We start from the raw sequence: 16561 nt of genomic DNA, 5'->3' as shown, positions 1-16561 counted from the left end.
ACCGCTCGATGCGGGCCCCTGCCCTACTTCTCGTAGGCGATGCGGTAGATCGCGCCCGCGGTGTCGTCCGAGACGAGGAGCGAGCCGTCCGGCAGCGTCGCCACGTCGACCGGCCGGCCCAGATACTCGCCGCCTTCGGTCAGCCAGCCCTCCGCGAAGGGCTCGGGCTTGCCGGCTGTGCCGTCCTTGTTGACCGGGACGAACATCACCCGCGCGCCGATCGGCGTGGTGCGGTTCCACGAGCCGTGCTCGGCGGTGAAGACCCCGCCCCGGTACTTCTCCGGGAACATCCGGCCCTGGTAGACGATCATGCCGAGATCGGCCGCGTGCGGGGGCAGCTCCGCCTTCGGCGGCACCACGCCGGGCGGCACCGGGTCGTCCTTGTACTCCACCGTGCGCACCGCGCCGCCGCCGTACCAGGGGAAGCCGAAGTTCTGGCCCGGCTTCGTCGCCTGGTTCAGCTCGCCCGGCGGCTGGTCGTCGCCCATCCCGTCCACTTGGTTGTCCGTGAACCACAGCGTCTTGTCGGGCGCGAAATCCATGCCGACGGAGTTGCGGATGCCGGTGGCGAAGACCTCGCGGTTCTTGCCGTCCGCATCCATGCGGATGATGCCGCCGATGCCGGTCCTGGCATAGAGGTCGGCCTTCTCCTTCGGGGGCACGTTGTAGGGCTGGCCGAGGGCGACGTAGAGCTTGCCGTCCGGCCCGATCCGGCAGACGCGGGCGGTGTGGTTGTAGCTCTCCTCCGCAGTCGGGATCAGCTCGCCCTGCTTGACCACCACGGCGGCGGCCACGTCGGGCCCCTCGTAAAAGAACTCGGCCGCCGGGAAGGCCAGCACCCGGTTCTGCTCGACGATGGTGAGCACGCCGTCCCGCGAGAAGCAGACGCCGTTGGGAATCTTGAAGTCGATGCCCGGCGCGAAGACCTTCACCTCGTCGGCCACGCGGTCCTTGTCGCGGTCCGTCACCGTGTAGACCTTGGACTTGCGGGTGCCGACGAAGACCACGCCGGCATTCGGGCCGACCGCCATGGCGCGGGCATCCGGCACCAGGGCGTAGAGGCTGATCGTGAAGCCCGGCGGCAGCTTGACCTTCTGCAGGTTGCGGGTGACGGCGTCGGCGCGCCGGCCCGTCTGCGCCACCGGCGGCGGCTCGGCCACTCCCGTCGACTTGAAGCCCTGCAACTTCTCCAGGTTGTCGACCTTCGCCTTGGTGTCGCCGGCCTCCTGGGCCACGGCCAAGCTCGACACGCCCGCAGCGCTCGCAAGGAGCGCCGCCATCAGAGCCACCCTCATGGTTTCCTCCCCGGATCCACGGCCCATTCGATCGGCCGCTCTTGGTTTACGCGCAAAGTATGGACCAGCGGAGCGGAACGGCAAGCCGCCTCGTCGCCGTCAGGCTCCGGCGAGCACCGGCGGCGCCTCCCGGTCGAAGCCGGTGGCCTCCTCGTAGGACGCCGCGACCGCGAGCAGCAGGGCCTCGCCCCGGGGCGGGGCGATCAGCTGGAGGCCCATCGGCAGGCCCTGCGGGTTGCGGCCGGCGGGCAGGCTGATCGCCGGGCAGCCCGCCATCGTGGCGGGAATCGCGCTCTCCATCCAGCGGTGATAGGTGTCCATCGCCCGCCCGGCGATGGCGCGCGGCCACGCCTCCTCGACCGGGAACGGGAAGGTCTGGGCGACGGGCAGTGCCAGGAGGTCCGCCGTCTCGAACAGGCGCAGCACCTGCGCGTACCAGCGGCTGCGCACGGCGCTCGCGGCCTGGATGGCGAAGGCATCGAGCTTCAGGCCCTGCTCCACCTCCCAGGCGGCGTCGGGCTTCAGGGCGGCGCGCGTGCGCGGATCGCGCCAGAGCGGCGCCAGCGCCCCGCCGGCGAGCCAGGCCCGCAGCACCCGCCACGCCTGCCACAGCTCCTCCGGATCGAAGCCGAGGCCCTGCGGGGCCACGCGGGTTCCCCGCTCCGCCATCACGCCGAGGGCCCGCTCGCACAGGTCGAGGACGCCCGGCTCCGTGGCGAGGTGACCGCCGCAATCGCCGAGCCAGCCGATGCGCAGGCCGGCGAGGTCGCGGGCCTGCGGGGTGGCGAAGGGGGCGGGATCCTCCTGGATCGACAGCGGCAGGCGCGGATCGGGCCCCGCCAGCACCGAGAGCAGGAGGCCGAGATCGGCGGTGCAGCGGGCCATCGGCCCGGCCACGCTGAGATCGGGCAGGAAGACCTCGTCGGTCCGCAGGGGCACCCGGCCCGGCGAGGGCCGCAGGCCGAGCACGCCGTTCCAGGCCGCCGGGTTGCGCAGCGAACCGGCATGGTCGCTGCCATCGGCGAGCGGCAGCATGCGCAGGGCCAGGGCGACCGCCGCCCCGCCGCTCGACCCGCCCGCGCTCCGGGACGGATCGTAGGCGTTGCGGGTGGGCCCGAAGACCGGATTGACCGTGTGGGAGCCGAGCCCGAATTCCGGAATGTTGGTCTTGCCGATCAGGATCGCCCCCGCCTGCCGCAGGCGGGCCACGTGCGGCGCATCCGCCTCCGGCATCCGGTCGCGGAACAGCGGCGAGCCTTGCGTCCAGGGCATGCCGACCGCGGGCGACGTGTCCTTGACCGCGTGGGGCAGGCCGTGGAGCGGCCCGCGCCAGCGCCCGGCCGCGAGGTCGCGGTCGGCGGCCTCGGCCTCCGCCAACAGCTTTGCGGGATCGCGCAGGGAGACGATGGCCGCGACGGCCGGGTTGAACCGCGCGATCTGGTCGAGATGGGCCTGCATCACCTCCCGGGCCGAGACGCTGCGGTCGCGGATCGCCCGAATGAGAGCGGTGGCGGACAGGGAGACGAGATCGGACGGAGGGGTCATCGCGAAATCCTGGAGGGGTGCGGGATCGGAGCACGCTGCGCCCCTCCCCCGCAAGAGTGCCGGCGTCCGGCTGCGCGCGGCCGCGCTCCGGTGTAGGGTTCTGGGACTGGGACGGCCGCCCGGCAGAGGCGCCGCCCACGAGGAAATGCCGGCCCGCTCCCGGGCCGCCCGGAGGTGCCGATGACCCCGACCGCCCGCGAGACGGTCTCGCAGGATGCCGCGAGCGTGTCCGCTCTCTGGGAGAGCGTGCCGCTCGACTGCCTTGCCGCCGCGCTGTTCGTGATTCTGGCCGGAGCCCTGTCGCTCGCCGGAATCCTGCCGTGACCCGACCCGATTCCGGCCGCGAAACGGCGCCGGAACTCGGGCGAGATGCGGCAACGGATTCGCAACCGGACCCGCGGCATGATCCCTGCCTCAGGACTCTGCGGATCGATGGTGCAGGAGGACGACGCGATGCTGATGGGGCTTCTTGGCCGCCTCGCCGAGGCATGGCACTCCGTTCTGACCGCGGTGACCGACCCGTATCGGCCCGAACTCCACTACATGCGCGGCCCCGGCCCGCGCTGGCGCGAGCGGCACCGCCAATCTTGACCGGCGCGCGCGGGGAACCCCGCGCCCCGCCGCGAAGCATCCGCTCGTCCGGCGATGCGTGAACGCCATTCCCCTTACGGCAGCGGCCGCTCTCCCGGCGCACAATCGCCCTGCCAGCGGCCGGTCTGCCGCTCCGTCAGGGTCATGCTCTTGCCACCGAGCCGCAGGGCGAGGCGCCCCTCGAAACCGTCCGGCGTGAGCCGGTAATCCGCCGTGCCTTGCGGCGCGGCGCGGCCCTCGCAGCGGATCGCGAAGGTCACCCCGTCCCCGTCCTGGCGCAGATCCGCCGCCCGGCACGCGGCGAACGGCATGTTGTCGCTCAGGACCGGAAAGCCTGCGGCCGGCAGCCCCGCGAGGCACAGGCGCAGGGTCTTGCGGGCGCCGGCCTCCGCGAGATGCGGCAGGTCGAGGCGGACCTCCACCGCATAGGCGCCCGGGCGCAGACGGACCGGCTCGGCCATCGCACTCCCCGCGGCCAGCGCCGCGCCGGCCACGCCCAGGCAGGCCCGCATCGGCGTGCCAGCGCGTCGTCCGCTTCGCAGCCTGAGGTGTCGCAGGTTCTTGTCGCAGACCCGGTGACCCGTTTCGCGACACCGGCCGAGCCACCGCATCATCGACCGTCTCCTCGTTCACCGGCCGCAGCATCGGCAGGGCCGGCGCGGCCGGCTTCCCGTTTCTTGCGCCGCTCCTCCCGGCCCGCGCCGCGCGAATTCGAGCGCAAGAGCCGGGATGCGCGGGCCCCCGCTCCGGGCGAGAGTGGCGGCAGCACGGGGCGCGAGGCCCCATCTCACCCGAGCGAGGCGACCCATGAAGCTGCCCGATCCCGATCCCCCGCTGATCCGCCCCGACGAGGCCGCCTGCTGGGCGGCGCTCGGCCGGCGCGACCCGGCCGCCGACGGCACCTTCGTCTACGCGGTCCGCACCACCGGCGTGTATTGCCGCCCGAGCTGCCCGGCCCGCACCGCCCGCCGCGAGAACGTGAGCTTCCACGCCAGCTGCGCGGAGGCCGAGGCCGCGGGCTTCCGCCCCTGCCGGCGCTGCCGGCCCAACGAGCCGGGGCTCGCCGCCCGGCAGGCCGAGGCGGTGGCCCGGGCCTGCCGGCTGATCGAGGAGGCCGAGACGCCCCCCGCCCTCGACGCCCTCGCCCGGGCGAGCGGCTTCAGCCCCCATCATTTCCACCGCGTCTTCAAGAGGATCACCGGCGTGACTCCCAAGGCCTATGCGGGCGCGCGGCGCGCGGCCCGGCTCGAATCCGGCCTACGCGAGGCCGGCACCGTGACGGAAGCGATCTTCGAGGCCGGTTTCGGCACCGCGAGCCGCTTCTACGCCTCGGCGGCCTCCCGCCTCGGCATGACCCCGACCGCCTACCGGCGGGGCGGCGCGGGCGCGGCGATCCGCTTCGCCATCGCCCAGAGTTCGCTCGGGGCCGTGCTGGTGGCGGCGACCGGGAAGGGGGTCTGCGCGATCCTGCTCGGCGACGATCCGGAGGTTCTGGTGCGCGACCTGCAGGACCGCTTCCCCCGCGCCGAGCTGACCGGGGGCGACGCGGCCTTCGAGGCCACCGTCGCGCAGGTGGTGGGCCTCGTCGAGGCACCGGCCGCCGCGCGCTTCGAGCTGCCCCTCGACATCAACGGCACCGCCTTCCAGCAGCGGGTCTGGCAGGCCCTGCGGGCGATCCCGCCGGGACAGACCGCCAGCTACACGCAGATCGCCGCGGCGATCGGCGAGCCGAAGGCGGTGCGCGCCGTCGCCCAGGCCTGCGGCGCCAATCCCCTCGCCGTCGCGATCCCCTGTCACCGGGTGGTGCGCCACGACGGGGCGCTCTCCGGCTATCGCTGGGGGATCGCCCGCAAGCGGGACCTGCTCGCCCGGGAGGCGGGGAGCGGCGCGGAGGCCCAGGGCAGCCTCGCCCTGGAGTGCGGCCGGTGAGCGACGCGGCCGTCGCGGGGCTCGACTGGCCGCGGATCACCGCCGACCTCGACGCCCATGGCTGCGCCGCGGCCGGCCCGCTCCTCGACCCCGGGACCTGCGCGCGGCTGCGGGCGCTCTATCCGGAGGAGCCTCCCTTCCGCAGCCGGATCGTGATGGCGCGGCACGGCTTCGGGCGGGGCGAGTACAAGTACTACGCCTATCCGCTGCCCGAGCCGCTCGGCGCCCTGCGCGCGGCCCTCTACGCCCGGCTCGCCCCGATCGCGGACCGCTGGAACGCCGCCCTCGGCTCGGCGGTGCGCTACCCGGCGAGCCATGCGGACTTCCTCGCGCGCTGCCACGCCGCCGGACAGACGCGCCCGACGCCGCTCCTGCTGCGCTACGGCCCCGGCGACTACAATTGCCTGCACCAGGACCTTTACGGCGAGCACGTCTTCCCGCTCCAGGTGGCGATCCTGCTCTCGGCTCCGGGCCGCGACTTCACGGGCGGGGAATTCGTGCTCACCGAGCAGCGCCCGCGGATGCAGTCGCGCGCCGAGGTGGTGCCCCTCGCCCAGGGCGAGGCGGTGATCTTCGCGGTCCATCACCGCCCGGTCCAGGGCACGCGGGGGACCTACCGGGTCGCCCTGCGCCACGGGGTCAGCCGGGTGCGCGCGGGCGAGCGCTACACCACCGGCCTCATCTTCCACGATGCGGCGTGAGCGCCGCCGCTCCTTGCCACCCTATCGCCGCTTGGGCGCCGGCGGGGGCGGGGGCTGGTCCTCGCCGCCGCCGAGGGAGGCCTTGATGGCGAAGGCGAGGAGCGGGCTCGCGACATCGACCAGCTCGGCCTTGGTGAGCCCGGCCTTCGGATCGTAGCTGCCGACCAGCATGACGACCTTGCCGTCGTTCTTGGCGAGATCGGGGGCGCCGGCGCCCTCCCCCGTGACGGCGAGGGGCTTGCCCGAGATCTCCTGGCCCTTGGCATCGTTGGTGAAGAGCACGGTGAGCTTGCCGTCCTTGGCGACCCCGACGTAGCAGGTCTCGGCCTCGCTCCGGCAGGGGAACAGCAGGCCCGCATCCGGCGGCGGGGCGGCCTCCTTCGGGGGCGGGGGCGGCGCCTTCGGCCGCGGCTGGGCCGCCGCCGGGACGGCGAAGGCGCAGAGGGCGAGGGCGAGCGTCGGGCACAGCCTCATGGTCGGTCGTCTCCCTTGGGCGGGTTGGTTCCTTGGGCAGGTTGCTTCGGTCGCATCAGAGCAGGTAGCCGCGCGAGCGGTGGACCTCGCCCTCGGCGGGCGGGCGACGGGTCCGTTGCGCGTGCCAGCCGAGGAGCGCGAGGCCGAGGATCGCGGTCGGGACGATGACGGTGAAGAAGATCAGCACGATTCCCATGGCGCCTGTCTCGCGACGAAGGCGCGGACGACACGACGGGATTGAAGCCGATCTGTGACCGGCCGCGACGCGGACCCGACGGCCGGGCGGAACGCAAGCGGCGAGCTTGGCGTTGTGGCTCCATTCCCGCTCCCGCGATCCGGAGGTGCGCGTGCGCGTCCGTCCCCTTGTGCTGGCTTTCGGCCTTCTCGTGGCGCTCTGCGGCTGGGCCGCGGCGTCGCCGCTCATTCCGCGCGCCGCGGTCACCGTGGCGCTGGACCAGCCCGCCGCCGTCGAGACCGTGCGCTGGCGCCGTCACCGCCACTGGCGGCACCACCGCCACTGGCGCCGCCACCACTACCACCGGCGCCACTGGCACCACCGCCGGCACTGGCACCACCGGCGCCATTGGCATCATCGGCGGCACTGGCGCCACCACCGCGCCCGCCCGCTGCATTTCAGCCGCCCGGCGGCGCCGCGCTCCTGGATCGAGCCCCGTCAGGCGGCGGGGCGCTGAGCGCGCATGGCCGGCCCCGCCCGCGACTGGCTCGATCTCGGACCGGAGCCTGCGCCCGGCGGGGCGCCGGAGCCCCCGCCCGGCTGGGCCGAGCGGGCGCGCGTGGCCCGGGAACGGGCGGGGGCCGGCCTCGCGGCCGCGCAGGCAGCTGCGCATGCGGCAGCCGCTCGTGCCACCGCCCATCCGGCGGCGCGCCGGATCGTGGCCGGATGCGCCAAAGCGTGGCGGCCCCTGCGGCGCGCCGCCGCGCGGGTGCCCTGGATCAGGATGGCCGCCGCGACGCTCGCGGCCGGCGTGCTGCTGGCCCTCGGCACGGTGATCCACGCCCTCGCGACGCTGCCGGTGAATGGCGGGCTCGTGATCGAGCCCACCGCCTCCGCCCTGGTGGTGCGGGCCGAGGGCGGCGAGGCCTTCGCCACCCGCGGCGTCATCAAGGGGGCGAAGCTCAGCCCGCGCGAGGTGCCGAAGGTGCTGGCCCAGGCCATCGTCGCCATCGAGGACCGGCGCTTCAGCGAGCATCACGGCATCGACCTGCGCGGGCTCCTGCGCGCGGCCATCCGCAACCTCGCGGCGGGCGGCACGCGCGAGGGCGGCAGCACCCTCACCCAGCAGCTCGTGCGGATGAGCTACCTCTCGCAGGACCGCACCCTGAAGCGGAAGGTGCAGGAGGCGATCCTCGCGCTCTGGCTCGAATCGCAGCTCTCCAAGGAGGAGATCCTCACCCGCTACCTCAACACCGCCTATTTCGGGGCCGGGGTCTACGGGGCGGACGCGGCGGCGCAGCGCTACTTCGGCAAGCCCGCCCGCGACCTCTCCTTGAGCGAGGCCGCCATGCTGGCGGGACTGGTGCGCGCCCCCTCGCAGCTCGCCCCGCACCGCAACCTCGACGGCGCCCGCGGCCGGGCCGCCCAGGTGCTCCAGGCCATGGTCGAGACCGGGGCGATCACGCCCGCCGAGGCCGAGGCCGCCCGCCGGAGCCCGGCCGCCGTGCAGGTGCCGACCGACACGCCGGTCGGCACCAACTACTTCGTCGACATGGTGGCGGACCAAGCCAAGGCGCTGATCGGCGCCGGGCCGGCCGACGCCGCCCTGCGCACCACCCTCGACCTCACGCTCCAGAACATCGCCGAGAGCGTGCTCGCCCGCCGCCTCGACCAGGACGGGGAGCGCCGCAAGGTCTCGCAGGGGGCGCTGGTGGCGATGGCCCCGGACGGCGCGATCCTCGCCATGGTGGGCGGACGCGACTATGCGGAGAGCCAGTTCAACCGGGCGACGCAGGCCCGCCGCCAGCCGGGCTCCCTGTTCAAGCTCTTCGTCTACCTGACCGCCCTGAAGAACGGCTACCGGCCCGATTCCGTGATGGTCGACCGCCCGACCCAGATCGGCGAGTGGGAGCCGGAGAATTACGGCGGGCGCTACCGCGGCGCGATCACCCTGCGCACCGCCTTCGCGCATTCGGTCAACACGGTGGCGGTGCAGCTCGCCGAGGCGGTGGGCATCCCGGCGGTGATTGAGACCGCGAAGGGCCTCGGCATCCAGTCCGAGATGCCGAACCTGCCGAGCCTCGCGCTCGGCTCCGCCGAGACGACGCTCCTCGAACTCACCCGGGCCTACGCGGCGATGGCGGCGGGCGCGGAGAGCGTCGAGCCCTATGCCATCCGGCAGATCGCGAGCCGCGACCAGATTCTCTACACCCGGCCGAACACGGCGCTGCCGCCCGCCCGCGACCCAGCCGCCCGGGCCGGCATGGTCGATCTCCTGACGGCCGTGGTGCGCGAGGGCACCGGCAAGGGCGCGCGGGTCGCGGTGCCCTCCGGCGGCAAGACCGGCACGACCCAGGACAACCGCGACGCGTGGTTCATCGGTTTCACCGGCGACCTCGTGGTCGGGGTCTGGCTCGGCAACGACGACAACACGCCGATGGAGGGGGTCACCGGCGGCGACCTGCCGGCGGCGATCTGGCGGGACTTCGTCACCCAGGCCATGGCGGCGCGCAAGCGCAACGCCAAGCCGCAGGCCCCGAAGCCGGAGCGGCCGCAGCCGCGGCCCGAGATGGCGGCGGTCGAGCCCGACGCCGACCCGCGGCCGGGCCGGGGCGCGCTGCGGGGCATCCCGTCCGTGATCGACACCGGCACCCTCGATGTCGACGGGCAGACGGTGCGGCTCGCCGGCGTCGAAGGGCTCTCCGGCCGCAACGCCCGCGAACTCGGCCGCTACCTGCGCCGCCGGGACGTGGCCTGCCAGCCCGCCGAGGGAGGAGCCTATCGCTGCAGCCTCGACGGCCAGGACCTGTCCGAGCTGATCCTGTTCAACGGCGGCGGCCGGGCGAGCGCCGATGCGACGCCGGACCTGCTCGCCGCCGAGGAGCAGGCCCGCTCGAACCGCATCGGGATCTGGCGGCGCTGACGGCTCCGAGAGGCGGTACCCGATCGCTATGCGATCTGACGCGCCTCCTTGCGCCGAACCGGCATCCCTTTCGGCGGGAAGCGCCCTAAAGCGGATCGCTTCGGGTCACCCACTTCCTCATCCTCAAGAATCGGCTCTCGATGAATGCGAATGACAGGCCTGACACGAGCAACGTCAGGAGAAGGGCCGCGACGATCGTCGTGACCGGGGCCGTTCCCGAGGCATTCGCCGCCTCGTTGATGCCCAGCATGTACAGGATGACCAAGTGATACAGGTATATTCCGTACGATATCCGGCCGAGATAGACCAAGGGACCCCACGACAATCCTGATGCAAGAAGCCGTGGCGGCCGGCCGATCGTCAGCATGGCGACGGCGCCGAAACTCAGGAGCGTGTAACCGACGAGCGCGATGCACCAGTAGCGCCCGCCGGCGGCCACGGATCCGTGGGCGCGCCCGACCAGATCCCCGACCAGGATCGCACCGCCGAGCGCGCTCAGGCCGACGCATCGCCAGAACGGAATCGACCGGCCCTCGTAGGACAGGAAGGCGATGGCGGCGCCGACCGACAGCGAGATCGCCTGTGTGGCCAAGGATTTGTAGATGTACGCTCCGGCCAGCTCCGGATCGAGCGTTGCCGTCAGGCCGATCGCTGCACCGATGGCGATGAGCGGGATGATCAGGGCGGTCACGATCGTGCCCAAGCGCAGGGGGATGTGCGCGACGGCCAAAGGCCAGAGCACGTAGAACTGTTCTTCGACCGCCAGCGACCATCCATGCTCCAAGGGATAGGGATCGGGATGCAGGGGATGATAGTAATTGACGGTGTATGTCGCCAGGCTGAGCATCATGCCGATGTTCTTGGCGAACAGCAGCGCGCATACGATGACGCATAGATAATATATTGGGAAAATTCTGAGCGCGCGATTTATATAAAACATGGAAAGGTTGATGCAGCCTGCTTGAACACGCTCGGCGATCAGAATTCGCGTTATGAGAAACCCGCTCAAAACAAAGAAGACTTCGACGCCGATATAACCCGGGCGAGCGGCCTTCATCGCCATCCAGAGAGACTGAAGTCGGCCGCTCGTATCCGCGACGGGAAAATGGGCAAGAAGAACCAGGATGACGGCGAGCGCGCGGAGCCCGTCGAGATGCGTCTGCCGTTGCAGAGATGTGCCGTGCGTCATGGTGGAACCTACCCGGACGGCCGCATTGTTCGGAGAGCGGGTGCTGGAGATGATGACGGATCGAAAGACACGTCCGATCCGGACGACCGACGCATCGGCCCCAGCGCGCGATCGACGTGAAGCGATCGATGTCCGGGACAATGATATTGCTGGTATCGACCTGGCTTATAAAACTTGTGCGTGTGCAATCCGCCCCTCTGCCGCGGCGGGCGATGATGATTGATCTTGTATCTCGAGTTGAGTTTGCATCCGCATCGATTGCGGATGTCAGGTTCTTGTCGAGGCTGGCATGCTTGATGTCCGGGGCAACGATAGGTCGGCTGCGCTTTCCCGGCGCGGCATCCCGCGCTCGCTCGATGCCCCGGCCCGTCGCGGGTGCGCCTCAAGCCCGGTATCGGGACGCGTTCGACCGACCCCGGCGTGAGCGCGGCCGGAACACATACTCGGGGGCAGCATTGGTCCGGACACGCCCCGCGAGGTTCCGGCATGACCCAGCAGATCCCGATCCCTTCCCACGCCCGGGCCGACGGGCCGGCCGGACCGGACGGCACCCACGCGCTCGCCCCGGACGTCGCCTATCAGCGCCACACCCTCGTCAACGTGATCTTCATCGGGCCGCCCGGCGCGGGGGATCGCGGCTGGGTGCTGGTCGATGCGGGGATCCCGGGCTCGCGGGGCGCCATCCAGAAGGCCGCGGCCAGCCGCTTCGGGCCGGATGCGCGGCCCTCCGCCATCCTGCTGACGCACGGCCATTTCGATCATGTCGGGGTGCTGGAGGATCTGGCGATGGCCTGGGACGCGCCGGTCTGGGCGCATCCCCTCGAAGCGCCCTATCTCGACGGCTCCGCCTCCTATCCGCGGCCGGACCCGCGGGTGGGCGGCGGGCTGTTCTCGCTGATCTCGCCGCTCTTCCCGACGAAGCCGGTCGATGTCGGCGAGCGCCTGCAGCTTCTGCCGCAGGATGGCAGCGTGCCGCCCCTGCCGGGCTGGCGCTGGCTGCACACGCCCGGCCATTCCCCGGGTCACGTCTCCTTCTGGCGCCCGAGCGACCGGCTGCTGGTGGCGGGGGACGCCTTCGTCACCACGGCGCAGGAATCCGTCTACGCGGTCGCCGTGCAGGAGACCGAACTGCACGGCCCGCCGCGCTACCTGACGATCGACTGGGAGGCGGCGCATGCCTCCGTGGAGGCGCTGGCGCAGTTGCGGCCGGAGATCGCCGTCACCGGCCACGGGCGCCCGCTGAAGGGGCCGGCCCTGCGGGAGGGCCTCGATGCGCTCGCCCGCGACTTCGCCATCGTGGCGGTGCCCCACGACGGCCGCTACGTGGAGCATCCTGCCCGGGCGGAGGACGGGACGGCCTATCGGCGGCCGTGAGGCCCCGGCGCTTTCGCCCGGATGCCACGTCCCGAGCAGGTTTCGCAGAAGTGGTCGCCGGTTTCGCGACAAGAACCTGCGACGTATCAGGAATCCAAGCGGACGAAGCAGGGGCCTGCCACCGCAGGTCTGCTTCGGGCGCGGGCTCCTGACAGGGCCCGGCGCCAGGGATCTGCGCGATGCCACCGGCATCGCGCCGGGACGGGCCGTCGCTCGTCCGCGGTCAGGCCGCGCTCTGAATCGAACGGAGGACCGACGCGAGCTGATCCGCCTGCTCGCGCGTCAGACCCGTGCTGACGACGTCACCGTTGCAACAGACCGTGTAGGTCCCGTTCCCGCACACTTTCACCTTGATCGAGGCCATGATGCCCTTTGCTCGGCACCGCGTAGCGGCTTGCCCGAACCTTAGCGGTTCGCGCGCAGGCCGCAACTGCCGCAGGTCGGGCATGTGGGGATGGCGGAGCAGCGTCATCAATCCGTCGTTCATGTGCCGCGCGCAGGGCCGGCCCGCGTCCGACGGTCGCGTCACGGGGCCGGTTCGAGGGCCGCGAAGGCCTGCGCCAGCGCGGTCAGGAACAGCTCGGAGGCGGCCGGGAGGGTGCGGTTGGCCTTCTTGATCAGGCTGACCGGGCGGCGGAAGCGCGGCGCGGCGATGGGGCGCGAGCGCAGGGCCGGCTCGGCCCGGATCTCCCGCGCCGAACCCGGCAGGATGGTGAGGCCGAGCCCCGCCCGCACCATGCCCACCGCCGTCATCATGTAGGTCGCCTCGGCGGATCTCGCGGCTCGGCTTCCCGATCGGGATCGTGGCGGCGGATGGCTCGGTCGAGATCACCAAGGTGCCGGGCTCCGGCGGGGCGGTGACGCTCGCCACCTGCAAGGAGCAGCTCCTCGACGAGGTGCACGATCCCGCCCGCTACCTGCAGCCCGACGTGGTCGCGGATTTCTCGGGCGTGAGCATGACGTCGCTCGGCCCCGACCGGGTGCGGGCGACCGGGGCCCGCAGCGCCCCGGCGACGGGCTCGCTCAAGGTCTCGGTGGGCTACCGCGGTTCCTATGTCGGCGAGGGCCAGATCTCCTACGCGGGTCCCGGCGCGCTGGGGCGCGGCCGGCTCGCCCGCGAGATCGTGCGAGAGCGCCTCGCCCTCACGGGCGTGGCGGCGAGCGAGGTGCGCCTCGACCCGATCGGGGTCGATGCCCTGCACGGGGAGCGGCCGGGCGGGGCGGAACCCGCCGAGGTGCGGCTGCGCGCCATTGCCCATTCGCGGACCGGCGACAAGGGCGACACCGCGAACGTGTCGCTGATCGCCTTCGACCCCGCCGAATATTCCCGCCTCGAGGCGCAGGTGACGGCCGAGCGGGTGCGCGACCACTTCGCCGGGATCGTGACCGGCGGGGTCGTCCGCTACGCCCTGCCGCAGCTCGGGACCCTCAACTTCGTGATGCGCGGGGCACTCGGCGGCGGGGTGACGCGCTCGCTCGCCCTCGACGCCCACGGCAAGGGCCTGAGCGCGCTGCTCCTCGACCTGGAGATCCCGGACGCCGAGGGCTGAGCGGCGGGCCTCACTTGGATGGGCTTGGGTCGGACGGGCTTGGGCCGGACGGGCTTGGCTTGGCTTGAGGACCGCGCGTATCCGGTTAGGCGGATCGAGGCGGGACATGGAGGCGGGACTTGGCCGAGCTTCCCGAGGACACCACGCTCGACGTCGTCGACCAGCTCATCGGCGAGGGCGAGACGCGCCGGGCCGAGCAGGTGCTGCTGGTCGCGATGCTGGCCCGGCGCGGCGAGGACGCGACCGCGGCGCGGCAGATGCTGCGCGAGATCGAGGACACCCTCGCGACGCTGCATTGCCGCCGCGCCTATCTGCGGGCGATGAAGACGGGGCCGTGAGGCGGCGCCATCACTCCGCGAGGTCTCGCATCACCCGGATCAGGTCCGACTTGCCCTCGAAGCCGATGCCCGGCAGCTCCGGCATGGTGATGTGGCCGTCCGCGACGCGCACGCCGTCCGGGAAGCCGCCATAGGGCTGGAACAGGTCCGGATAGCTCTCGTTGCCGCCGAGCCCCAGCCCCGCCGCGATGTTGAGCGACATCTGGTGCCCGCCATGCGGGATGCAGCGGGCGGGCGACCACCCGCACTGGGCCAGCACCTCCAGGATCCGCAGGTATTCCACCAGCCCGTAGGACAGGGCGCAGTCGAACTGAAGCCAGTCGCGGTCGGGCCGCAGGCCGCCGTAGCGCAGCAGGTTGCGCGCGTCCTGGTGCGAGAACAGGTTCTCGCCCGTCGCCATCGGCCCCGGATAGAACTCCGCCAGGGCCGCCTGAAGGGCGTAGTCGAGCGGGTCGCCCGCCTCCTCGTACCAGAACAGCGGGTACTGGCGCAGCATCGTGGCGTAGGCGATGGCGGTCTCGAGGCCGAATCGCCCGTTCGCGTCCACGGCGAGCCGCGCCTGCGACCCGATCTCGGCGAGCACCGCCTCGATCCGGCGCTGGTCCTCGGCGAGCGGGGCGCCGCCGATCTTCATCTTCACCACGGTGTAGCCGCGGTCGAGATAGCTGCGCATCTCGGCGCGCAGGGCGGAATCGTCCTTGCCGGGATAGTAGTAGCCGCCCGCCGCGTAGACGAAGACCTTCGGGTCCGCCGTCCGTCCGCCGCGCTCGGCCAGCAGCCGGAACAGGGGCTTGCCGGCGATCTTGGCGGTGGCGTCCCAGATCGCCATGTCGAGGGTGCCCACCGCCACCGAGCGCTCGCCGTGGCCGCCGGGCTTCTCGTTCGTCATCAGCGCGGCCCAGATCCGGTGCGGATCGAGGGTGTCGTTCGCCGCGTCCACGAGGCTCTCCGGGGGCGCCTCCAGGATCCGGTCGCGGAAGCGCTCGCGGATCAGGCCGCCCTGGCCGTAGCGGCCGTTCGAGTTGAAGCCGTAGCCGACGACCCGCCGCCCGTCGCGCACCACGTCGGTCACCACGGCGACGAGGCTCGTGGTCATCTTGGTGAAGTCGATATAGGCGTTGCGGATCGGGGACGAGATCGGCTTCGTGACCTCGCGGACATCGACGATGCGCATGGGCGCTCCTCCGTGAGGCGGGCAGCGCCCGCCGGCAGGCCCCGGGGGTTACGCGGCCGGCGGCCCGGGGGCCAATGCCGAGTTCGGAGCGCCCCATGCGCGATCGGCATCGCGGGCGGCCGGGAGTGGGACGGGATGGACCTGGACTGGCTCAAGGATTTCCTGGCGCTCGCCGAGCAGCGCACCTTCTCGCGCGCCGCCGAGGCCCGCCACGTCACCCAGCCCGCCTTCAGCCGGCGCATCCGCGCCCTGGAGGATTGGGTCGGCACGCCGCTCTTCGTGCGGGGCGCGCAGGGCGCGGTGCCGACGCCAGCCGGGGCCCATCTCCAGCCCCTCGCCGCCGCCCTGGTGCAGGGCCTCGACCGGGCGAGGCGCGAGACCCGCGCCGTGGGCGAGCGGGAGACCGCCGCGCTCGCGGTCGCGGCAACCCACGCCCTCTCCTTCACCTTCTTTCCCACCTGGATCCGGCGGCAGCCGGCGCTCGCCGGCCCGCTCAACCTGATCTCGGACAGCCTGGAGGCCTGCGAGGCGATCATCCTGGCCGGCGAGGTGCAGTTCCTCCTCTGCCACACGCATCCCGAGGCGCCGCCGCGGCTCGACGGCGAGCGCTTCCCGAGCCGGCCGGTGGGCGAGGATCTCTTGATTCCGGTCTGCGCCCCCGATGCCGCCGGCGCGCCCCTGTGGCCGCTTCCCGGCCAGCCCGGGCGGCCGACGCGCCGCCTCGCCTACAGCCCGGCCTCCGGGCTCGGCCGCATCCTGGCGGCACGGGAGGCGGGGCTGACCCGCGGCGCCGTTCTCATCACCGTCTTCACCTCGCACCTCGCCGCGACGCTCATGAGCATGGCCCGCGAGGGCCAGGGCCTCGCGTGGCTGCCCCTGACGCTCGCCGAGGAGGACCTGGCGCGCGGGCGCCTCGTCCGGGCGGGCGCGGAGGATGTCTGCGTGCCGGTCGAGATCCGCCTCTTCCGCGCGGCCGGGAGCCCCAACCCCGCCGCCGACGCGCTCTGGGCGGGGGCGATGGGGGAGGCCGCGCCGGCCCGACCCGACGGTCAGAGCGGGTCGTAGCCCGGCTTCTTGTAGAGCGTGTCCGGCTGACCGAGAATGTCGGGCTTGAAGACCGCCTCGACCCAGTCCTCGGGCTTCACGTCCTCGATCGAGACGGAGACCGCCTGCTCCCGGCACAGCGCGCTCGCCATCACGGCCCGGGTGACCTCCTCGGCGATCCGGGCCTTCTGCTCCTCGGACTTCCCGGCATAGAGCTTGACGATGACGTGCGGCATGGCGGTGGCTCCTCGGCGGCGAC

General features: G+C 72.5%; 20 protein-coding genes and 1 pseudogene. 11 read left to right on the top strand and 10 right to left on the bottom strand.

What is annotated here, in order from left to right:
- Positions 1 to 23: 23 nt before the first annotated feature.
- Together ACE101_RS17040 and ACE101_RS17035 are read right to left on the bottom strand one after the other, a co-directional pair.
- A complete protein-coding gene (locus ACE101_RS17040; RefSeq protein WP_379131721.1) occupies positions 24 to 1295 on the bottom strand; it encodes a PQQ-dependent sugar dehydrogenase in 1272 nt (423 codons plus the stop codon).
- A 99-nt stretch (positions 1296 to 1394) separates the two neighbouring features.
- The gene (locus ACE101_RS17035) at positions 1395 to 2840 is read right to left on the bottom strand and encodes an amidase (protein ID WP_379131718.1); all 1446 of its coding nucleotides are present in this window, start codon (positions 2838 to 2840) and stop codon (positions 1395 to 1397) included.
- Positions 2841 to 3020: 180 nt separating this feature from the next.
- On the opposite strand from ACE101_RS17035, the gene ACE101_RS17030 reads away from it, so the two are divergent.
- Together ACE101_RS17030 and ACE101_RS17025 are read left to right on the top strand one after the other, a co-directional pair.
- Positions 3021 to 3164: a hypothetical protein gene (locus ACE101_RS17030; RefSeq protein ID WP_379131716.1), complete on the top strand. Its 144-nt coding sequence runs from the start codon at positions 3021 to 3023 to the stop codon at positions 3162 to 3164.
- A gap of 108 nt (positions 3165 to 3272) precedes the next feature.
- Positions 3273 to 3431, top strand: coding sequence for a hypothetical protein (locus tag ACE101_RS17025; protein WP_379131713.1), 159 nt, complete (start codon positions 3273 to 3275; stop codon positions 3429 to 3431).
- Positions 3432 to 3505: 74 nt separating this feature from the next.
- Here ACE101_RS17025 and ACE101_RS17020 read toward each other — a convergent pair whose 3' ends face one another.
- Positions 3506 to 3892, bottom strand: a complete 387-nt coding sequence (locus ACE101_RS17020; RefSeq protein ID WP_379131712.1) for a DUF3617 domain-containing protein — start codon at positions 3890 to 3892, stop codon at positions 3506 to 3508.
- A 346-nt stretch (positions 3893 to 4238) separates the two neighbouring features.
- On the opposite strand from ACE101_RS17020, the gene ada reads away from it, so the two are divergent.
- A complete protein-coding gene (gene ada / locus ACE101_RS17015; protein WP_379131709.1) occupies positions 4239 to 5360 on the top strand; it encodes a bifunctional DNA-binding transcriptional regulator/O6-methylguanine-DNA methyltransferase Ada in 1122 nt (373 codons plus the stop codon).
- The gene (locus tag ACE101_RS17010; RefSeq protein ID WP_379131707.1) at positions 5357 to 6061 is read left to right on the top strand and encodes a 2OG-Fe(II) oxygenase; all 705 of its coding nucleotides are present in this window, start codon (positions 5357 to 5359) and stop codon (positions 6059 to 6061) included. The genes ada and ACE101_RS17010 overlap by 4 nt, the downstream gene beginning before the upstream one ends.
- A 21-nt stretch (positions 6062 to 6082) precedes the next feature.
- On the opposite strand, the gene ACE101_RS17005 is transcribed toward ACE101_RS17010, so the two are convergent.
- Together ACE101_RS17005 and ACE101_RS17000 are read right to left on the bottom strand one after the other, a co-directional pair.
- Positions 6083 to 6535, bottom strand: coding sequence for a hypothetical protein (locus ACE101_RS17005; RefSeq protein WP_379131704.1), 453 nt, complete (start codon positions 6533 to 6535; stop codon positions 6083 to 6085).
- Positions 6536 to 6590: 55 nt separating this feature from the next.
- The gene (locus tag ACE101_RS17000; RefSeq protein ID WP_379131701.1) at positions 6591 to 6731 is read right to left on the bottom strand and encodes a hypothetical protein; all 141 of its coding nucleotides are present in this window, start codon (positions 6729 to 6731) and stop codon (positions 6591 to 6593) included.
- 151 nt (positions 6732 to 6882) lie between these two features.
- Between ACE101_RS17000 and ACE101_RS16995 the strand changes: the two genes are divergently transcribed.
- Together ACE101_RS16995 and ACE101_RS16990 are read left to right on the top strand one after the other, a co-directional pair.
- Positions 6883 to 7227, top strand: a complete 345-nt coding sequence (locus ACE101_RS16995; protein WP_379131698.1) for a hypothetical protein — start codon at positions 6883 to 6885, stop codon at positions 7225 to 7227.
- Positions 7228 to 7233: 6 nt separating this feature from the next.
- Entirely contained in the window at positions 7234 to 9633 is a 2400-nt protein-coding gene (locus ACE101_RS16990; RefSeq protein WP_379131695.1) for a PBP1A family penicillin-binding protein, read from the top strand.
- A gap of 85 nt (positions 9634 to 9718) precedes the next feature.
- On the opposite strand, the gene ACE101_RS16985 is transcribed toward ACE101_RS16990, so the two are convergent.
- Complete coding sequence (locus ACE101_RS16985; protein ID WP_379131692.1) at positions 9719 to 10822, bottom strand: acyltransferase family protein; 1104 nt, start codon at positions 10820 to 10822, stop codon at positions 9719 to 9721.
- A gap of 486 nt (positions 10823 to 11308) precedes the next feature.
- Between ACE101_RS16985 and ACE101_RS16980 the strand changes: the two genes are divergently transcribed.
- Entirely contained in the window at positions 11309 to 12196 is an 888-nt protein-coding gene (locus tag ACE101_RS16980; RefSeq protein WP_379131690.1) for an MBL fold metallo-hydrolase, read from the top strand.
- 223 nt (positions 12197 to 12419) lie between these two features.
- On the opposite strand, the gene ACE101_RS16975 is transcribed toward ACE101_RS16980, so the two are convergent.
- Positions 12420 to 12668 (bottom strand): hypothetical protein, encoded by a 249-nt coding sequence (locus ACE101_RS16975; RefSeq protein ID WP_379131687.1) that lies wholly within the window; start codon positions 12666 to 12668, stop codon positions 12420 to 12422.
- A gap of 53 nt (positions 12669 to 12721) precedes the next feature.
- On the bottom strand, positions 12722 to 12952 hold the full coding sequence (locus ACE101_RS16970) for a LysR substrate-binding domain-containing protein (RefSeq protein ID WP_379131685.1): 231 nt from the start codon (positions 12950 to 12952) through the stop codon (positions 12722 to 12724).
- A gap of 47 nt (positions 12953 to 12999) precedes the next feature.
- Here ACE101_RS16970 and ACE101_RS16965 point away from each other — a divergent pair.
- The 3 genes and pseudogenes from ACE101_RS16965 to ACE101_RS16955 all read left to right on the top strand — a co-directional run.
- Positions 13000 to 13413: pseudogene (locus ACE101_RS16965) on the top strand (acyclic terpene utilization AtuA family protein); the annotation flags it as partial.
- A gap of 18 nt (positions 13414 to 13431) precedes the next feature.
- Entirely contained in the window at positions 13432 to 13746 is a 315-nt protein-coding gene (locus ACE101_RS16960) for an AtuA-related protein (protein ID WP_441005385.1), read from the top strand.
- A 119-nt stretch (positions 13747 to 13865) separates the two neighbouring features.
- A complete protein-coding gene (locus ACE101_RS16955; RefSeq protein ID WP_379131683.1) occupies positions 13866 to 14084 on the top strand; it encodes a hypothetical protein in 219 nt (72 codons plus the stop codon).
- A 10-nt stretch (positions 14085 to 14094) separates the two neighbouring features.
- Here ACE101_RS16955 and ACE101_RS16950 read toward each other — a convergent pair whose 3' ends face one another.
- Positions 14095 to 15258: a mandelate racemase/muconate lactonizing enzyme family protein gene (locus ACE101_RS16950; RefSeq protein WP_379131681.1), complete on the bottom strand. Its 1164-nt coding sequence runs from the start codon at positions 15256 to 15258 to the stop codon at positions 14095 to 14097.
- A 135-nt stretch (positions 15259 to 15393) separates the two neighbouring features.
- On the opposite strand from ACE101_RS16950, the gene ACE101_RS16945 reads away from it, so the two are divergent.
- Positions 15394 to 16323 carry a LysR family transcriptional regulator gene (locus tag ACE101_RS16945; RefSeq protein ID WP_379131678.1) on the top strand — a complete coding sequence of 310 codons (930 nt, stop codon included), beginning with the start codon at positions 15394 to 15396 and terminating at the stop codon, positions 16321 to 16323.
- Here the strand turns inward: ACE101_RS16945 and ACE101_RS16940 are convergent.
- The gene (locus tag ACE101_RS16940; protein ID WP_379131675.1) at positions 16308 to 16538 is read right to left on the bottom strand and encodes a tautomerase family protein; all 231 of its coding nucleotides are present in this window, start codon (positions 16536 to 16538) and stop codon (positions 16308 to 16310) included. The two genes, ACE101_RS16945 and ACE101_RS16940, sit on opposite strands and share 16 nt — an antisense overlap.
- Positions 16539 to 16561 lie beyond the last annotated feature (23 nt).

Origin of the sequence: Methylobacterium carpenticola (assembly GCF_042748905.1) — a bacterium.
GTDB classification, from domain to species: domain Bacteria; phylum Pseudomonadota; class Alphaproteobacteria; order Rhizobiales; family Beijerinckiaceae; genus Methylobacterium; species Methylobacterium carpenticola.
The sequence above is the reverse complement of the archived record's forward strand: the minus strand, read 5'-3'. Positions and strand labels throughout refer to the sequence as shown.